18 protein-coding genes are annotated in these 16,682 nt (G+C 30.9%); 8 read left to right on the top strand and 10 right to left on the bottom strand.

Features of this window, described 5'->3' with window-relative positions; genetic code table 11:
* The first annotated feature begins 20 nt into the window (after positions 1-20).
* Genes AC5SML_RS04830 through AC5SML_RS04795 form a run of 8 tightly spaced genes read left to right on the top strand, consistent with a single transcriptional unit; the run spans position 21 to position 7,469 of the window.
* Positions 21-362 carry a tRNA-binding protein gene (locus AC5SML_RS04830; protein WP_027307097.1) on the top strand — a complete coding sequence of 114 codons (342 nt, stop codon included), beginning with the start codon at positions 21-23 and terminating at the stop codon, positions 360-362.
* 5 nt (positions 363-367) lie between these two features.
* On the top strand, positions 368-955 hold the full coding sequence (locus AC5SML_RS04825; protein WP_027307096.1) for a LysE family translocator: 588 nt from the start codon (positions 368-370) through the stop codon (positions 953-955).
* 5 nt (positions 956-960) lie between these two features.
* Complete coding sequence (acnA, locus tag AC5SML_RS04820; protein WP_494616937.1) at positions 961-3,630, top strand: aconitate hydratase AcnA; 2,670 nt, start codon at positions 961-963, stop codon at positions 3,628-3,630.
* 2 nt (positions 3,631-3,632) lie between these two features.
* Entirely contained in the window at positions 3,633-4,277 is a 645-nt protein-coding gene (locus tag AC5SML_RS04815) for a hypothetical protein (RefSeq protein ID WP_027307094.1), read from the top strand.
* A complete protein-coding gene (locus AC5SML_RS04810; RefSeq protein WP_494616935.1) occupies positions 4,270-5,568 on the top strand; it encodes a PQQ-binding-like beta-propeller repeat protein in 1,299 nt (432 codons plus the stop codon). Before AC5SML_RS04815 ends, AC5SML_RS04810 begins: the two co-directional genes overlap by 8 nt.
* Before the next feature lie 2 nt (positions 5,569-5,570).
* On the top strand, positions 5,571-6,008 hold the full coding sequence (locus AC5SML_RS04805) for a hypothetical protein (RefSeq protein WP_494616934.1): 438 nt from the start codon (positions 5,571-5,573) through the stop codon (positions 6,006-6,008).
* Positions 5,995-7,053, top strand: coding sequence for a cell division protein ZapE (zapE, locus tag AC5SML_RS04800; protein WP_494587170.1), 1,059 nt, complete (start codon positions 5,995-5,997; stop codon positions 7,051-7,053). Before AC5SML_RS04805 ends, zapE begins: the two co-directional genes overlap by 14 nt.
* The gene (locus AC5SML_RS04795; RefSeq protein ID WP_494616932.1) at positions 7,050-7,469 is read left to right on the top strand and encodes a secondary thiamine-phosphate synthase enzyme YjbQ; all 420 of its coding nucleotides are present in this window, start codon (positions 7,050-7,052) and stop codon (positions 7,467-7,469) included. Before zapE ends, AC5SML_RS04795 begins: the two co-directional genes overlap by 4 nt.
* Here AC5SML_RS04795 and AC5SML_RS04790 read toward each other — a convergent pair.
* The 10 genes from AC5SML_RS04790 to AC5SML_RS04745 form a co-directional block, all read right to left on the bottom strand.
* The gene (locus AC5SML_RS04790; protein ID WP_027307089.1) at positions 7,466-8,887 is read right to left on the bottom strand and encodes a cryptochrome/photolyase family protein; all 1,422 of its coding nucleotides are present in this window, start codon (positions 8,885-8,887) and stop codon (positions 7,466-7,468) included. The two genes, AC5SML_RS04795 and AC5SML_RS04790, sit on opposite strands and share 4 nt — an antisense overlap.
* 6 nt (positions 8,888-8,893) lie before the next feature.
* Positions 8,894-10,036 (bottom strand): diaminopropionate ammonia-lyase, encoded by a 1,143-nt coding sequence (locus AC5SML_RS04785; RefSeq protein ID WP_027307088.1) that lies wholly within the window; start codon positions 10,034-10,036, stop codon positions 8,894-8,896.
* Positions 10,037-10,039: 3 nt separating this feature from the next.
* Positions 10,040-11,365 carry a type III glutamate--ammonia ligase gene (gene glnT / locus AC5SML_RS04780; RefSeq protein ID WP_006997971.1) on the bottom strand — a complete coding sequence of 442 codons (1,326 nt, stop codon included), beginning with the start codon at positions 11,363-11,365 and terminating at the stop codon, positions 10,040-10,042.
* 43 nt (positions 11,366-11,408) lie between these two features.
* Positions 11,409-12,725, bottom strand: a complete 1,317-nt coding sequence (locus tag AC5SML_RS04775) for an FMN-binding glutamate synthase family protein (protein WP_006997972.1) — start codon at positions 12,723-12,725, stop codon at positions 11,409-11,411.
* 2 nt (positions 12,726-12,727) lie between these two features.
* Complete coding sequence (locus AC5SML_RS04770; protein WP_011282299.1) at positions 12,728-13,408, bottom strand: GltB/FmdC/FwdC-like GXGXG domain-containing protein; 681 nt, start codon at positions 13,406-13,408, stop codon at positions 12,728-12,730.
* A 3-nt stretch (positions 13,409-13,411) separates the two neighbouring features.
* Positions 13,412-14,290: a class II glutamine amidotransferase gene (locus AC5SML_RS04765; protein ID WP_011282298.1), complete on the bottom strand. Its 879-nt coding sequence runs from the start codon at positions 14,288-14,290 to the stop codon at positions 13,412-13,414.
* A gap of 12 nt (positions 14,291-14,302) precedes the next feature.
* On the bottom strand, positions 14,303-14,455 hold the full coding sequence (locus AC5SML_RS04760; protein WP_006997975.1) for a hypothetical protein: 153 nt from the start codon (positions 14,453-14,455) through the stop codon (positions 14,303-14,305).
* A gap of 60 nt (positions 14,456-14,515) precedes the next feature.
* Positions 14,516-14,740, bottom strand: coding sequence for a hypothetical protein (locus tag AC5SML_RS04755; RefSeq protein ID WP_006997976.1), 225 nt, complete (start codon positions 14,738-14,740; stop codon positions 14,516-14,518).
* A gap of 11 nt (positions 14,741-14,751) precedes the next feature.
* The gene (locus tag AC5SML_RS04750; protein ID WP_011282297.1) at positions 14,752-16,152 is read right to left on the bottom strand and encodes an ammonium transporter; all 1,401 of its coding nucleotides are present in this window, start codon (positions 16,150-16,152) and stop codon (positions 14,752-14,754) included.
* Between the two features lie 125 nt (positions 16,153-16,277).
* A complete protein-coding gene (locus AC5SML_RS04745) occupies positions 16,278-16,679 on the bottom strand; it encodes a hypothetical protein (RefSeq protein ID WP_006997978.1) in 402 nt (133 codons plus the stop codon).
* Positions 16,680-16,682: the final 3 nt, after the last annotated feature.

Here is a 16,682-nt window from a genome sequence, read left to right as displayed (position 1 = left end):
TTGTATTATATATTAAATTTATGAAAGAACAAATAACCTATGATATTTTTGACAAAATAGACATTAGAGTAGGCACTGTAATATCAGTTAAAAAAAATGAAAAAGCTAGAAAACCTTCACTAGTAATTGAAGTGGATTTTGGAAAAGATATAGGTGTTAAGCAATCATCCGCACAAATTACACATTATTACAATGAAGAAAATTTAAAAGGTAAACAAGTTATTGGCGTTTGTAACTTTCCAGAAAAAAATATTGCAGGTGTAGTTTCACAAGTTCTTATTTTAGGTTCGATTGATGATGAAGGCAAAGTTATACTAGTTCACCCATCTCAACAATCAGAGAATGGGCTTCCAATAGCTTAAACTTTATGCATCCTGAATTATTTTTATTGATTGGAATTTCTTGTTCATTAGGTTTTACACCAGGACCTAATAATGCTGTTGCTTCTTACTCAGGTTTTAATTTTGGTATAAAAAAAACAATTCCATTAATAATGGGAGTTTGGTTGGGTTATACTGTGTTAGTAATTTTGATCAATTTTGTATTGATATCAACTTTTATTAAATATCCACTAATCCAGGAAGTGATCAGAATATTAGGAACTTTATTCCTCATATATTTAGCTTATAAAATTTCATTTTCTGAAACATCCAAAGAGGGTAAAAAAATTAATCCAGTAAAATTTATTGATACTTTTACATTCCAGTTTTTAAATCCTAAAGGAGTAATGGCAGCTATTACATTAATCTCAAAATTTGTATTAGAAAACGATTACTTAAATAGTTCTTTAACAGTTATTGTCGTTTGCTCTTTGACAGCTCTAACAAGTATTACAGCATGGGCTTTTTTAGGTAAGTTTTTAAGGAATTTTGCGACAAATAATAATTTTATTAAACGATTTAATTATGCTATGTCCTTGCTACTTATTGTTTGTATAATAGGCTTCTATATCTAAATTAAATGAAACCAGGAAATCAAAATTCTTATAACTCCCTAAAAACTATCAGTATTAATGATAGGGACTACAAATATTATTCTTTAGTAGAAGCAGAAAAGAATGGTTTAGATGGAATTTCAAAACTTCCAAAGTCATTAAAAGTTTTGTTAGAAAACCTTTTAAGATACGAGGACGATCTGTCAGTAACTAAAAGTCAAATAGAAGCAATTAAAGAATGGCTAAAGACAAAAAAATCATTAACTGAGATAGCTTATAGACCAGCTAGAGTTTTGTTACAGGACTACACGGGAATACCAGCCGTTGCTGATCTTGCAGCTATGAGAGAAGCGGTTAAAGAAAAAAATAAAGATCCCAATACAATCAACCCACTTTCTGCAGTTGATCTAGTTATTGATCACTCTGTACAAGTAGATAAATCTGCAAACTCAGATTCATTTGAAAAAAATGTTGATATTGAATTTAAAAGAAATGGTGAGAGATATTCTTTTTTAAAATGGGGACAGCAAGCTTTTAATAACTTTAGAATTGTTCCTCCTGGAACTGGGATTTGTCACCAGGTTAATTTAGAATATTTATCAAAAGTAGTCTGGTCTGAAAAATTTCAAAACGAGAACTATTTATTTCCTGACACGTTAGTTGGTACTGATAGTCACACTACTATGGTTAATGGTTTATCAGTTCTTGGTTGGGGTGTTGGTGGAATAGAAGCTGAAGCTGGAATGTTAGGTCAGCCAATTTCAATGTTAATTCCAGAAGTAATAGGATTTGAAGTTAAAAATAAAATGCCAGAAGGTACTACTGCGACAGATTTAGTTTTAACAGTTGTAAAAATGTTAAGAGATAAAGGAGTTGTTGGAAAATTTGTTGAATTTTATGGAGAAGGCTTAAAGAATTTAACTCTTGCTGATAGAGCAACAATTGCAAATATGGCACCAGAATATGGAGCAACATGTGGCTTTTTCCCAATTGATGAAGAGACATTAAAGTATTTAAGATTCTCAGGTAGAGATGAGATCACAGTAAATATAGTTGAGAAATATGCAAAAGAACAAGGTTTATGGGCTAATGACCAAGTTGAATTTACTGATACCTTATCGTTAGATATGTCTACAGTTGTTCCAACTATTTCAGGACCTAAAAGACCTCAGGACAAAGTTTTATTAACAGATGCATCTACTGGATTTAAAAAAGTTTTTGAAGATGCAACTAATAGAAAAGAACAGCATATTTCAAAAGTATCAGGAACAGATTATGAAATTAAAGATGGCTCAATATTAATTGCAGCTATTACTTCATGTACAAATACATCCAATCCAAATGTATTAATTGGTGCTGGGTTATTAGCAAAAAAAGCAGTTGAACTTGGTTTAGAAACCAAACCTTGGGTTAAAACATCATTAGCACCAGGCTCACAAGTAGTTACAGATTATTTAGCAAAAGCAGGACTGAATGTATTTTTAGATAAACTTGGTTTCAATTTGGTTGGATATGGTTGCACGACTTGCATAGGAAATTCAGGCCCTTTACCAGAGGAAATTGTTAAAGCAATAGACAAGGAAAACATCTACGCTGTGTCAGTTTTATCTGGAAATAGAAATTTTGAAGGAAGAATTTCTCCACATATAAAAGCTAATTACTTAGCATCACCACCACTTGTAGTAGCTTATGCACTTGCTGGTCACATGGAATTTGATTTATACAAAGAGCCTTTAGGAAAAAGTAAAGATGGTAAAGATGTATTTTTAAAAGATATTTGGCCATCTAATAAGGAAATTGAAGACACATTAAGAGAATCTCTAAATGCAGAGATGTTTGTTAAAAGATATTCAAATGTTTCAGAAGGCCCTAAACAGTGGCAAGAAATTAAAACTGAAAATACCAGTATTTACAATTGGGATTCAAGTTCAACTTATGTAAAGAAACCACCATTTTTTGAAAATTTATCTGATCAACCTGAGGGATTTAAACCTATTAAAGAGGCAAGACCACTTTTAATTTTAGGGGATATGGTTACAACTGATCATATTTCTCCAGCAGGAAATATTCAAAAAGAAAGCCCGACAGGTGAATATTTTATGGAACATCAAATACTTCCAACAGATTATAACTCTTACGGATCAAGAAGAGGAAACCATGAGGTAATGATGAGAGGAACTTTTGCAAATATTAGAATAAGAAATGAAATGGCACCAGGAACAGAAGGTGGGTTTACAAAATTATATCCAGAAGAAAAAGTAATGCCAGTTTATAATGCTGTTGAGGAATATAAAAAAAGAGGCACAGACCTTGTTGTTATAGGTGGAAAAGAATATGGAACAGGATCGTCAAGAGATTGGGCTGCCAAAGGAACAAAACTATTAGGTGTTAAAGTTGTAATAGCAGAAAGTTTTGAAAGAATTCATAGATCTAATTTAATTGGAATGGGTGTTTTACCTCTACAATTTACCGAAGGACACGATAGGGTAAACTTAAAATTAATTGGTTCAGAGTTGATAACAGTTCTTCAAATTGAAGAGGGTATAAATGCATCAGATCATGTTCAAGTTGAAATAAAATATGCCTCGGGAGACATTAAAAAGATCAAAACGCTATGTAGAATAGACACTAAAAACGAATTAGAGTATTATAAAAATGGTGGAATACTTCAGTATGTATTAAGGAATATGATATAGAAATGGACGAAGAAATTACAATCATAGATACAAACGCAAGAAATGAGAGAATAAAGAATTTTTTTATAGATAATAAAAAAAAACTTATAATAATTATTTCAATAATATTAGTAATTATAATTGGCTATCTATCATTTGAAAATTCTAAAGAAAAAAATAAAATTAAATTAGCTAATCAATACAACTTAGCATTAATAGATCTTAATCCTGAAAATAAACAAAAAACAATTGATGAAATGGTTAATGTTGTAAAAAGTAATGATGCAACTTATTCTCCATTAGCTTTATATCATCTACTAGACAATAATTTATTAGAGAACAATGATGAGATAAATATATTATTTAATGAGTTAATTGAAAATACAAAACTTGATAACGAAATTAAGAATTTGATTATATATAAAAAAGCATTATTCAATTCAGACTTTGTTAGTGAAAATGAATTATTGCAAATACTTAATCCAGTAATTAATTCTGAAAGCATCTGGAAGTCCCATGCATTATACTTACTTGCAGAATTTTTTTATTCAAAAGATGAAAAACAAAAAGCTAAAGAATTTTTTAACCAAATTATAATTTTACCTAATGCTAACGGCACAATTAAAACTGAGTCACAAAAGAGACTAAACAGAGACCTTGGTGAATAAAGTACTATTATCAGTCCTAATCCTCTTAATTTTAAACAACTGCTCAACTAGTAAAAAAGCAGGTTTTTGGAATAAAGATGACAAAAATCAACAGCAAATTGAAAATAACAAAACTATTTTAACCAAACAAATAAGACCTGAAGAAGAATTTAATTCAAATCTTTATGTTAAAATATCAAATGGCAAGCTAAATCAAAACAGCTTGAATGATCAAAATGATACTGGCGAACTAACTTATGAAGGGGTCTTAGAAAAAATTGGAAAATATAACTTTTCTAAATTTAATGATTTTGATTTTATAAGTCCCAGCCCTTTATTTTATAATAATAATTTAGTTTTTTATGACAACAAAGGTGAAATAACTCTTTACGATGAAAATCAAAAAACTTTATGGAAAAATAATTTTTACAATAAAAGTGAAAAAAAAATTAGGCCAAGATTAAATTTTGCATTAAAAGACGATATATTAATTGTAACAGATGATGTGGCAAAATATTATGCAATTAATATTGATACAGGAGAGCTATTATGGACAAAAACAAACATAGTTCCTTTTAACTCTAACATTAAAATAAAAGATGATGTTTTTTATGTGGTCGATTATAAAAATATTCTAAGATCAATATCAATAAAAGATGGATCTGAAATATGGAATTTAAAAACTGAAGAGTCTTTAACAAAATCAAATACCCAAATATCAATTGCGCTTGATGATAAAAATATTTATTTTAATAATTCAATTGGAGACATCACAGCGGTAGATATAAAATCTGGTCAACTGGTGTGGCAACTACCCACACAAAATAATAATATTAGTCAAAATGCATTTCAATTATCTAATTCAGAATTAGTTATCAATGAAAACACAATATTTTTCTCTAATAATAAAAATGAATTTTATTCTATTGATAGTGCTACAGGATTAATTAATTGGAAAACTGAGATTAGCTCAGATCTTAAACCTGTTGTTATTGGCAAACTTATAATAACCATATCTGAAAAAGGATATTTATATATTATTGACAAAAAACCAGGGAATATAATAAGAATTAACGATTTATATAAAAACTATAAAGATAAGAAAAGAAACCAAATAAAACCTACTGGTTTTATCGTAGCTTTGAATAAAATATATTTAACTAATAGTGACGGAAAATTAATTATTGTAAATAGTAATGAAGGTAACATCTTGAATGTAGTAAAAGTTTCAGGAAGTAAAATTTTGCAGCCATTTATAAATGAAAATAATCTTTTTTTAATAAGCAACGGTTCTATTATCAAATTTAATTAGTAATGTTTCTTAAGTTACTCGATAAATTAGGAAGAAAAAAAGTTGTTTTAGATCGTGGACCTTCCCATCCCAAATTTAATGAAGCTAAACCCTGGATGAATAGATATTATGTTTTATTAAGACATAGGCCTAAATGGTTTCCATTTAATATTTTGTTACATGAAATGTTAGCAGACGATCATGGGGAAGGGGTTCATAATCACACATTTCCTTACATAACTGTTATATTAAGAGGGGGGTATTGGGAAACGTTAAAAAATGGAAGATTTTGGAGACCGCCTGGATATATTGGTTTTAGATCAGCAAATAATTTACACAGAGTTGATCTTAAACCAGGAACAAGACCTCTTACATTATTTTTATCTGGTCCTTTTGGATTAAGAAAAGGCCCTAGATCAGAATATGGTATAGATTTTAAAACACCAAATGAATTTAAATAAATTATTTCTTAGTTATTGTAAAATTAACAATTTAGAAATTAATCCCAATCAATTAGGCTCAATCGATGAGCTGAATTTATTCTACAATCAAAACTTTAATAAATCACTTCTAAAAAAAATATTTACTAAACAAAATTATAAAACAGGGTTTTATTTACAAGGGGATGTGGGTGTGGGTAAAACCATGATACTAAATTTTTTTTATAATAAATTTGATAAAACTAAACAAAGATTTCACTTTAACGAGTTTATGATTAGTTTTCATGACTTTGTATTTAAAAACAAAGAAAATAAACAAGAAAATATTATAGATAAATTTGTTCAAAAACTAAAAAATAAATCTAAATTAATTTATTTTGATGAGTTTCAGGTTACAAATATTGTAGATGCTATGATTTTAGGTAGCTTATTCAAAAAAATATTTGATGAGAATATTAAAGTTTTATTTTCATCAAATACTAAAATAAATGATCTTTACAAAGATGGATTACAAAGAGATCAATTTCTTCCCTTTATTAAAATAATGAAGGAAAGATCTTATGAGACACAATTAATTATCCAAGATGATTATAGAAAGTCTGTAAAAAACAGAAATGAAAGATATTTTTATCCATTAAATGAATCAACTAATTTTAAACTTAATAAATTTTTTAGAAAAATAACAAAAAATCTTACTAATCAAGAAATGATCTTAAGTATTAAAGGTAGAAAGCTTACTATTAAGAATTACTTTAATGGAATAGCACGTTTTGATTTTAAAGAGTTATGTTCTAAAAATATTGGAGCTGAAGATTACATTAAAATAACTGAAGTATGCAATTTTATTGTTATAGAAAATATTCCAATTTTTAATAGTGATAATTCTAATCAACAACAAAGATTTATTACTTTAATTGATATTCTTTATGAAAAAAATATACCACTTATGATAACTTCTCAACTACAATTAGATTTATTAAGCTCTTCTGAAGATTTAAAAAAGATATTTAAAAGAACCATTAGTAGGTTGTATGAATTAACATCTATTAAGTATACGAAGTTATGAGACAAGAGTTTTTTAATTTAGAATTGAGTACTAATGGCCAGAGTTTCTATGAATTTACAAGCGAAACTAATAAATGGATCAAGGATAATGAATTTAATAATGGAATTATCAATATAAGCATTCAACACACCAGTGCTTCTTTAATAATTCAAGAGAATGCTGATCCAGATGTTCAGAGTGATTTAGTAAATTTTTTTAATAAGCTCGTACCTATGGACAATTCCCTTTACATCCATACAGCTGAGGGAAAAGATGACATGCCTGCACATATAAAATCTGCGTTAACTAATAATCAAATCTCTTTAAGCGTTAAAAACAATGAGTTATTACTTGGTACCTGGCAGGGTTTATATCTTTTTGAGCACAGAATTGAGAAGCAAAAAAGATTGATTGTTCTTCATTATTTAGGAGATTAGTTTTTTTTAATTGTTTTAAAAGCATCTAGAGCAGCATTTCTTGCTTCAACGTGATCTACAATTGGTTTTGGATAGTTGATACCAACAATTACTTTAATCTGTTCTTGGTATTTGGTTTCAAGTTCCCATGGCTTGTATAAAAATTTATTAGGCATGTTTTTAAGTTCAGGAACCCACTTTTTTGTATAAATCCCATCTTTGTCAAATTTTTCACCCTGGAGAATAGGATTGAAGATTCTAAAGTAGGGAGCTGCATCTGCACCACATCCTGCAACCCATTGCCATTGAGCAACGTTACTAGCTTCATTATAATCAACTAAACAATTTTTAAAATGTTTTTCACCCTCCATCCAATGAATTCTTAAATGCTTAACAAGAAAAGAAGCAACAATCATTCGAACTCTATTATGCATCCATCCTGTTTCGTATAGTTCTCTCATTCCAGCATCTACAATAGGGTATCCTGTCATGCCTGCTTTCCAAGCTTTAAGAAATTTATCATTTTTAACCCAAGGAAAATTGTCAAAATCTTTTCTAAGATTACCTTTTAACATTTGTGGAAAGTAATTAATTAAACTATGAGAAAATTCTCTCCATCCTAATTCATTAATATACTTTCTATATCCAATTTTTTTAACTTTAATGTCTTGGCATTTCTTCCAAATTGTTTCTACATGTATTTGACCAAATTTTAAGAAAGGAGATAACTTGGAGGTTCCATTAACACCTGGAATATCTCGAGCATCACCATAGTCCTCAATTCTATTATTTATTAATTCTTGTAAATATTTTTTAGCTTCTTTTTCAGATGGGTTCCAGTATTTCTCAAATTTTTTATACCAATTTTTTTTAGGTAAAATTTCTTTTATAGAAATTGAATTTTTAAATATGTTTATCTTTTTAATTTTTGATTTAACTCGTATTAATTTTGAAGGTGCTTTTGAAATATAATGTTGTTCAGTTTTTTTCCAAAATGGAGTGAATACTTTATAGGGTGTGCCATCGTCTTTAGTCATTTCCTGAAATTCTACAAGAATGTTTCCTTTAAAATATTTATATTGAACTTCATTCTTAATAAATAGATCTCTTATTTTTTTACCTTTATTAATTACATCTGGCTCATAAACTTTACTCCAATAAACAGTAACATCATCTTTCTTTTTTAAAATTGATAATACTTCCAGTTCATCACCTAACTGAATTTCCAATGTAATATTTAATTTCTTTAGATCTATATTTAAATTCTCTAGTGATTTAGACAGCCACCATTTTTGGGCCTCTCTTTTTTTATCAAAGTTTTTTGGGTTATATATATAAAGAGCATTTACATACTCGTGATTTTGAGTTGCTGTCGCAAAGGCTTCGTTATATTCAATTCTAAAATCTTCCCTAATCCAAACAATGGCTTTTTTTGTCATATTTACTCAGATTTTTTGCAACCCATCACTTAGTAGTTTTTGATACATTGCACTATCAGTTAAACCTTCACAACCAAATAGAAGTACATTTGATTGTTCATTTAACTCTAGCTTATCTAAGTATTCTTTATTGTTAAATGAGCTTATTAACGCGATTATACCTGGGACAGCACATTCACCAGCTATTATTTTTAGATCGGATAAACGCTTTTCTGCTAGCAATGCTACAGTAGTTGAGATTGCTTCATCAGATATAGTTAAACAATAATTTGAAGAATTTTTTAAAATTTCCCAGGCAATACTTGATACATCACCACAAGACATTCCACCCATTACTGTTTCCTTTTTAATATCAACACTTGTGGGTTTATTATTCTTAATACTTTGAAATACACAGTCTGCATTTTCTGGTTCAACAATAATAAATTTCGGAATATTTTGTGATAATTTTGCAAAGCCAGCAATCATTGCTGCAGCCATCCCACCAACTCCAGCTTGAAGAAATACGTGTGATATTGAATTAGATTTTACTTCATCTAAAATTTCTTTAATCATTATGGTGTATCCAGCCATAATTAATTTTGGTACTTCCTTGTAACCTTCCCAAGACACATCTTGTACAATTTCCCAATTATTTTCTTTAGATTGTTTTATGCATTCTTTTAATGAATTGTCATAATTACCTTTAACTCTAATCACTTCAGCATTCAATTTACGCATTGCTTCAGCTCTAGATTCACTAACAAATTCACTTATAAATATTTTACATTTTAATCCAAGTCTTTGAGCTCCCCAGGCTACAGATCGACCATGATTTCCAGCTGTTGCTGTTGATACAGTTATATTGTTTTTTTCACTGGCAATCTTGTAAACAGCAAAAGCTCCACCTAAAGCTTTAAAAGATTTTAGATCAAACCGTTTATCCTCATCTTTGTAGTAAATATTTTTAAATTTTAATTCATCATTTAGTTTATTTAATTTAACCAATGGAGTGGGGGCATAATTATCCCAACTAGATATAGCCTTAATTGCTTCATCTATAAATTTTTCTGGAAGTTGCGTAAGTATATTTTCTTTATTAAATTTATAATTTTTATTCTCTAAAAATGATGTAATAGACCAAAGGTCTTTCTGCATGATTGATTTCATTTATTAACAATCAAGAGTGCTATTTTTTTCCCAGTGAGTTACCGAGCTTTTTTTATCAAATTTTTCTTCTTGATTAAAATCATTAATTTCAGACCTTTTTAACTTTAGATAGCTTTTAATAGTATCACCGCCAAATGCTTCCTTAATTTCTTTACTATTTTCTAGTTGATCTAATGCATCTTCAATTATGTCAGGTAATTTTTTTAGGTGAGGGTAATTTTTATGATCAGTGTACATATTACAAGATAAAGGTTCACCAGGATCTATTTTATTATTTATTCCATGTAAACCAGCAGCTATTACTCCAGCTTGAAGCAAATAAGGATTTACTGCTCCGTCCATTAACCTTAGTTCAAATCTACCTTTATCTGGAATTCTTATCATATGAGTTCTATTATTTCCTGTATAAGAAATACTACTAGGTGACCATGTAGCTCCCGATTTTGTTGGTGGTGCATTTATTCTTCTATAACTATTAATTGTCGGATTAAAAAATGCTGTCAAAGGCTGAGTAAGTTTCATAATTCCACCTAGAAAATTATATGCTAATTTGCTCAAACCTAATTTGTCTCCATTATCTAGAAATTTATTAATTTTTCCATTCCATAAAGAGATGTGAGCATGACAGCCATTTCCTGTTAGATTGCTAAAAGGTTTTGGCATAAATGTTGCTCTCAAACCATGTTTTTCAGCTAATGATTTCACCATATATTTAAAGAATACATGTCTATCAGCTGTAGTTAAACAATCTGTATAATCCCAATTCATTTCAAACTGGCCATTAGCGTCCTCATGATCATTTTGGTATGGGTTCCAACCCATAGTAATCATGCTATCGCATATTTCTTTGATTAAATCATATCTCCTCATTAAAGCAGACTGATCGTAACAAGGTTTTGATTGAGTGTCTCTTGCATCAGCAATTTTACTCCCATCTTCTGAGATCAAAAAATATTCACACTCTACACCTGACTTCATGACTAAATCTTTTTTATGTAATTTATTAATTTGCTCTTTGAGCATTACTCTAGGTGAAGCCTTAACTGGTTTACCATACATATATAAATCAGAAGCTAACCAGCCAATTTCTTTGTTCCAAGGCAATTGAATTAAACTTTTAGGATCTGGTAGAGCAAACATATCCCCATCTGCAGGAGACATATCTAGCCAAGTTGCAAAACCCGCAAAACCCGCCCCATTCTTTTGCATGTCTGCAATCGCTTGTGCTGGTACTAATTTTGATCTCAAGACACCAAAAAAATCTACAAAACTAATCAAAAAATATTTTATTTTTTTAGCTTTAGCAATTTTAGATAAATTAATAGGCATATTTTATTTCTTAATTTACAACTGTTAATTAGTCTTCACAATACTATTTTTTATTTTTTAGTCCTGGTATCCAATCTGTTCCAGCCAGCGGAACTCTTGCCATTGCTGCAGCTTCTACTGTTAAAGCTGCTAAATCTTCAGGTTCTAAATTTCTTACATCTGATTTTCCATTTGCTCTTGCTAATGTTTGCAACTCTAGGGTTAATGTGGATAAATAATTTTTTAATCTTTTACCCCCCTCTATAGGATTGAGTCTTTTTTCTAGTATAGGATCTTGTGTAGCAACACCTACAGGACATTTTCCTGTATGACAGTGATGACAGTAACCTGGCTCTGTTCCAAGTTTTTCGTAATCTTTTCTATAAAGATCTGCATTACAATTTAAAGCCATCATAGCAGCAGATCCTATTGATACAGCATCTGCTCCCATTGCAATTGCTTTTGCAACATCAGCACCAGTTCTAATTCCACCAGAAACAATTAATTGAACTTTTCTATGCATGTTCAATTCTTTTAAAGCATCTACAGATTCTCTTAAGGCACCAAGAGTTGGTATACCCACATGTTCTATAAAAACATCTTGTGTTGCAGCTGTTCCACCTTGCATTCCATCTAACACAACAACATCAGCACCAGCTTTTACTGCTAAAGTCGTATCATAGTATGGTCTTGCTGCTCCAACTTTTATATAAATTGGTTTTTCCCAATTTGTAATTTCTCTCAATTCTTGAATTTTTATTTCTAAATCGTCAGGTCCTGTCCAATCTGGATGTCGACAAGCACTTCTTTGATCTATGCCCTCAGGTAAAGTTCTCATACCAGCAACTCTTTTATTAATTTTTTGTCCAAGAAGCATTCCACCCCCTCCAGGTTTTGCACCTTGTCCCACAACTATTTCTATAGCATCTGCTTTTCTTAAATCATCTGGATTCATACCGTATCGAGAAGGTAATAATTGATATACTAGATATTTAGAAGATCCTCTTTCTTCTTTTGTCATGCCTCCATCTCCAGTGGTTGTCGAAGTTCCCATAGCAGAAGCACCTCTGCCCAAAGCTTCCTTTGCATTGGCACCTAAAGCTCCAAAACTCATTCCAGCAATAGTAATTGGTATATCTAATTTAATAGGATTTTTTGCAAAACGGTCTCCAAGTATTACAGAGGTATTACATTTCTCTCTATAACCTTCTAATGGATATCTAGACATGGAAGCTCCTAAAAATACCAAGTCATCAAAGTCTGGAACTTTTCTTTTAGCACCCAATCCTCTAATTTGGTAAATTCCTTCCTTAGCAGCTCTTTGAATTTCTTTAATTGTTGAAGATGGAAACGTTTTAAATTCTTTTAAATCTTTTTTCATAACTAATATGAGCTCACATTATCAATTTTAAAATTATATAAATTTCTTGCAGATCCATATCTTTTAAATTTTTTTGCATCTTCAGATATATTCAAATCTTTAAAAATTTTATTTAATTCCTTTATATTTTTATCATCCATTTGTTTTTCTATACAATCAGAACCTAAACTTTTAACCTTACCTTTAACAAATATTTTTGCCTCATAAATTGAGTCTCCTAAATCAGCATCAGCGTCTCCCAAAATAATTAAATTACCTTTTTGTGCCATAAATGCTGACATATGACCAACAGACCCCTTTACTATAATGTTAATCCCCTTCATTGATATGCCACATCTTGAGCTAGCGTCTCCTTCAATAATTAAAGAACCGCCATGACCAGTTGCTCCAGCAGATTGAGAAGCATTGCCTTTGATAATTACTTTACCAGACATCATGTTTTCAGCTACACCCGTTCCAACATTTCCGTGTACGGTAATAGAAGCATTTTTATTCATCCCAGCACAATAATAGCCAGTGTGTCCTTTTATTGAAACTTCAATATCATCTTTTAAACCTGCACAAATAGCGTGTTGACCTTGGGGATTTAAAATTTGGAAACTTCTGTTATTTTTTTCTCTACCAACGTTTTGTAGTAGTTGATTAATTTCTCTTAGTTTTTTTTTATTTAGATCTAAATTCATAATTTACCAGTGATAAACAATACCAGGTTTTGGTTCAAAAATTTTAGCTGTGTTTACATTTGGCAAGTGCGCCATACATTGAAATTCTGAAGCAACCGCTACATAATCTTTTGTTTCTGCAACAACTGCTGGCTTGCAAGCTATTTCATCTCTCAACAATGCAAAACCATCTTTAGTACCAGCTATAAAGGTGTAGAAACCATCTAAATCTTTTAGGCTATTTTTTAGGGTTTCTTCTAGATTTTCTCCTTTTGAAATTTGATTAGAGATGTAACCAGCCGCAACCTCAGTATCATTTTCTGAATTAAATTTCTGACCTTCTTTTTTTAAAGACCTTCGTACGTTGTTATGATTTGAAAGAGATCCATTATGAACCAAGCACTCATCTTCTGATGTAGAGTAGGGGTGAGAACCTTGAGTTGTAATTGCACTCTCTGTTGCCATTCTAGTATGGCCTATTGCATGAGTTCCTGAAAAAGAAGATAATTTAAATTTTCTAACGACATCTTTAGGGTTTCCTGTTTGTTTAAAAATATTAATACTTTTACCATAGCCCACCAAAGAAACTTCTTTTAATTTAGTATCTAGGATTTCTAATACCTTTTTGGGTTTTTCCTCTGTTTCAAGAATTACATGATCCGAAAAAGTTTTAAGTGTTATTTTTTTTAAAAATTTAGATATTTTTTTTTTAAATTCTTTATCTGTTAATTGATTTAAACAAATAGAGTATTTAAATTTATTTTTATTTTGCTTTGTATATATTGCAAATCCAGCACTATCAGGGCCTCTAGTCGCCATACCATCAAGCATTCCAGATAAAAATTTACCAAGATCTTTTTCGTATTTCTTTGTTTTAAGATAAATCCCTACAATTCCACACATAAATTTTTAAGTTTATTTTATTAAAGATAGTAAGAATTCCTTATAGTAGAAAATATTTCCCACTACAATGATGATGATAGCTGCTATTACTCCGTACTTTGCTTTTGGAAAAACAACACCTCTCATCTTACTTGGTCTTTGATTTTCTTGATTATTCTCATTCATATAGAATTTTTATAAAAAAAAGGGCGCCACAATTAAGCAGCGCCCAAAGTTTATTTAATATTACCAGTCGGTAATATTGCTTTTATGATCATTTGCACCATGTCTTTTCTTAGCTAATCTTGAGAGTTTTTCACTCTCAGATTTAGCTGTGATGACATGCCACCCAATCCAAAAAACTACACCAAGAATAACTAGCAAAGTTTCAGTGGATCCAGCTCCCGGATAAATGGCTCCGACAACCTCTTCTGCACTTAAATGATCTATCCAGTTTGTAACTGTAGCCATATTTTTCTCCTTTACCTAGTTGCAGAGGCGACCGCTTTTTCAGCTTCTCTATCGTCCTCCATTATTTCATAGTCTAGTCCAGCTATTTCAACTTCACGTGGTATTCTTAATTTGCCAAATGCGCTTAGTATTCTAGCTAAAACATAACCTGGTAACATTCCAAGAACTCCGAACATTATAATTGCTCCAAGGAATTGTCCCAGTGGATTGATTGATGCATAAGTTGATCCGTCCCACATAGCTCCAACACTGTATCCAGATGAAGGATAGCCATTTAAAACAAATCCACAAATTACAAGACCAACAAACCCTGCATAACCATGCACTGCTACTGCACCAACTGCATCATCAATTTTGAACTTACGTTCAACCCAGTAATGCATTTTATATGAAATAACTACACCGATTGCACCAATAAGCATTGCTTGTATCGGGTGATACAAATCATTACCTGCAGATGCACAGATGATACCAGCCAGTCCACTTGAGTAAGTCCAGAATGGATCACCTTTAGCGACCACGTATCCAGCCAATAATCCACCTGATAGTGACATCAAGAAGTTATAGGTTATTCCACTCAGTGTGGTTGGGGTTACATATATGTTTGTTGCTGTCCAGTATGTGACACCTTCCATTCCATACTCAGGTCCAAGATCAAATATTGGTATATTACATGCCGCATAAAATCCCCAGAAACCAGTATAGATTAAAAATAATCCAACTGTAACTAGCCATGGATTTCTTGGTCCTATATTTCTTGGTTCACCACTTGATGAGAATTTTCCAATTCTAGGTCCTAGTACGATTAGAACACCTAAAGCAAATCCACCCGCAATTGCGTGAATTACTCCTGATGCATAAGCGTCATGATACCCTAAAATTTTAAGCATCCATCCATCAAAGTGCCATCCCCAAGCAGCATCAATTACCCAGAAACACGAACCAATTGCAATTGCTAAAATACCAAATGCAAAAGTTGTAATTCTTTCAATGATTGCTCCAGAAACAATTGAAGCAGCTGTCCATGAAAATAGTAAGAATGCAGCCCAGAATACTCCACTTATACGGTCACCTAAGTTGACAGCCATAAATTCAGTATTTGCCACATACCATTTCGCACTAAAAGTACTTTCATCAGTAATTAATGCTGAACTCTCATTCATTATTGAAGGTGCTATTCCCGGTCCTGTTGGGAATGCCCAGTAAATCCACCAACCAAAGAAAAACCAGGTTACCGTTACTAGTGGTATTACCATGGTATTTTTCATTAAAGTATGTTGGTGATGCTTGTATCGTGAGGCTCCAACTTCATACATACAAAACCCGACGTGAATCAGGAACATTAATACCACTGTTACCCAGTAGTAAAATTCTGTAAATATAACTGTAAGAGCGCCTAATTGATCATCCATAATCTCTCTCCTATTAGTTTTAAGAAAGACTATAAAATTTATAGAGACGTGACAAACTATACATTGCTTAAATAAGCAAGTAATAACTACAAGTTTTGAAAAATAATCAACCTTTGATTGAGGTACTAAAACTTAAGGTAAGCTTTTTTCAAATCAACAAGAGGGTGTTTTTTAGACATTTGAAACTTAACTAAAAGCTCTCTTGCGATCATATCTCTGTCTTGTTGGTTGTTTGGCAATTTGATTGATTTTGGAATTGTAACCCAGCCATTTGCATTTCTACAAAATACAGCAGGTCTATCTTCTTCATAACCCATGTGTATATCTTCTAGCCAATTAAGATCATCCCATCCCATTGCTTCAATATACTTTTTTAAGAATGGAGTGATTTTTTTATAATCAGGGAGTAAGTTAACATCATATCTATAACCAATATGTTGCCCAATCATTTTTTCTCTAGCAGTTTCTTTAGACTTTCCACCTAGATTTTCTTTTTTTACTTTTATTTTCGTTTTTTTCTTAACCATATT

It is taken from the genome of Candidatus Pelagibacter sp. PS_17 (assembly GCF_059417945.1).
The sequence above is the reverse complement of the archived record's forward strand: the minus strand, read 5'-3'. Positions and strand labels throughout refer to the sequence as shown.

Bases quoted from the DNA above. Each gene is read 5' to 3' on its own strand.
- AC5SML_RS04830 (WP_027307097.1), top strand. From the start codon at position 21: ATGAAAGAACAAATAACCTATGATATTTTTGACAAAATAGACATTAGA.
- AC5SML_RS04825 (WP_027307096.1), top strand. From the start codon at position 368: ATGCATCCTGAATTATTTTTATTGATTGGAATTTCTTGTTCATTAGGT.
- acnA (WP_494616937.1), top strand. From the start codon at position 961: ATGAAACCAGGAAATCAAAATTCTTATAACTCCCTAAAAACTATCAGT.
- AC5SML_RS04815 (WP_027307094.1), top strand. From the start codon at position 3,633: ATGGACGAAGAAATTACAATCATAGATACAAACGCAAGAAATGAGAGA.
- AC5SML_RS04805 (WP_494616934.1), top strand. From the start codon at position 5,571: ATGTTTCTTAAGTTACTCGATAAATTAGGAAGAAAAAAAGTTGTTTTA.
- zapE (WP_494587170.1), top strand. From the start codon at position 5,995: ATGAATTTAAATAAATTATTTCTTAGTTATTGTAAAATTAACAATTTA.
- AC5SML_RS04795 (WP_494616932.1), top strand. From the start codon at position 7,050: ATGAGACAAGAGTTTTTTAATTTAGAATTGAGTACTAATGGCCAGAGT.
- AC5SML_RS04790 (WP_027307089.1), bottom strand. From the start codon at position 8,887: ATGACAAAAAAAGCCATTGTTTGGATTAGGGAAGATTTTAGAATTGAA.
- AC5SML_RS04785 (WP_027307088.1), bottom strand. From the start codon at position 10,036: ATGAAATCAATCATGCAGAAAGACCTTTGGTCTATTACATCATTTTTA.
- glnT (WP_006997971.1), bottom strand. From the start codon at position 11,365: ATGCCTATTAATTTATCTAAAATTGCTAAAGCTAAAAAAATAAAATAT.
- AC5SML_RS04775 (WP_006997972.1), bottom strand. From the start codon at position 12,725: ATGAAAAAAGATTTAAAAGAATTTAAAACGTTTCCATCTTCAACAATT.
- AC5SML_RS04770 (WP_011282299.1), bottom strand. From the start codon at position 13,408: ATGAATTTAGATCTAAATAAAAAAAAACTAAGAGAAATTAATCAACTA.
- AC5SML_RS04765 (WP_011282298.1), bottom strand. From the start codon at position 14,290: ATGTGTGGAATTGTAGGGATTTATCTTAAAACAAAGAAATACGAAAAA.
- AC5SML_RS04760 (WP_006997975.1), bottom strand. From the start codon at position 14,455: ATGAATGAGAATAATCAAGAAAATCAAAGACCAAGTAAGATGAGAGGT.
- AC5SML_RS04755 (WP_006997976.1), bottom strand. From the start codon at position 14,740: ATGGCTACAGTTACAAACTGGATAGATCATTTAAGTGCAGAAGAGGTT.
- AC5SML_RS04750 (WP_011282297.1), bottom strand. From the start codon at position 16,152: ATGGATGATCAATTAGGCGCTCTTACAGTTATATTTACAGAATTTTAC.
- AC5SML_RS04745 (WP_006997978.1), bottom strand. From the start codon at position 16,679: ATGGTTAAGAAAAAAACGAAAATAAAAGTAAAAAAAGAAAATCTAGGT.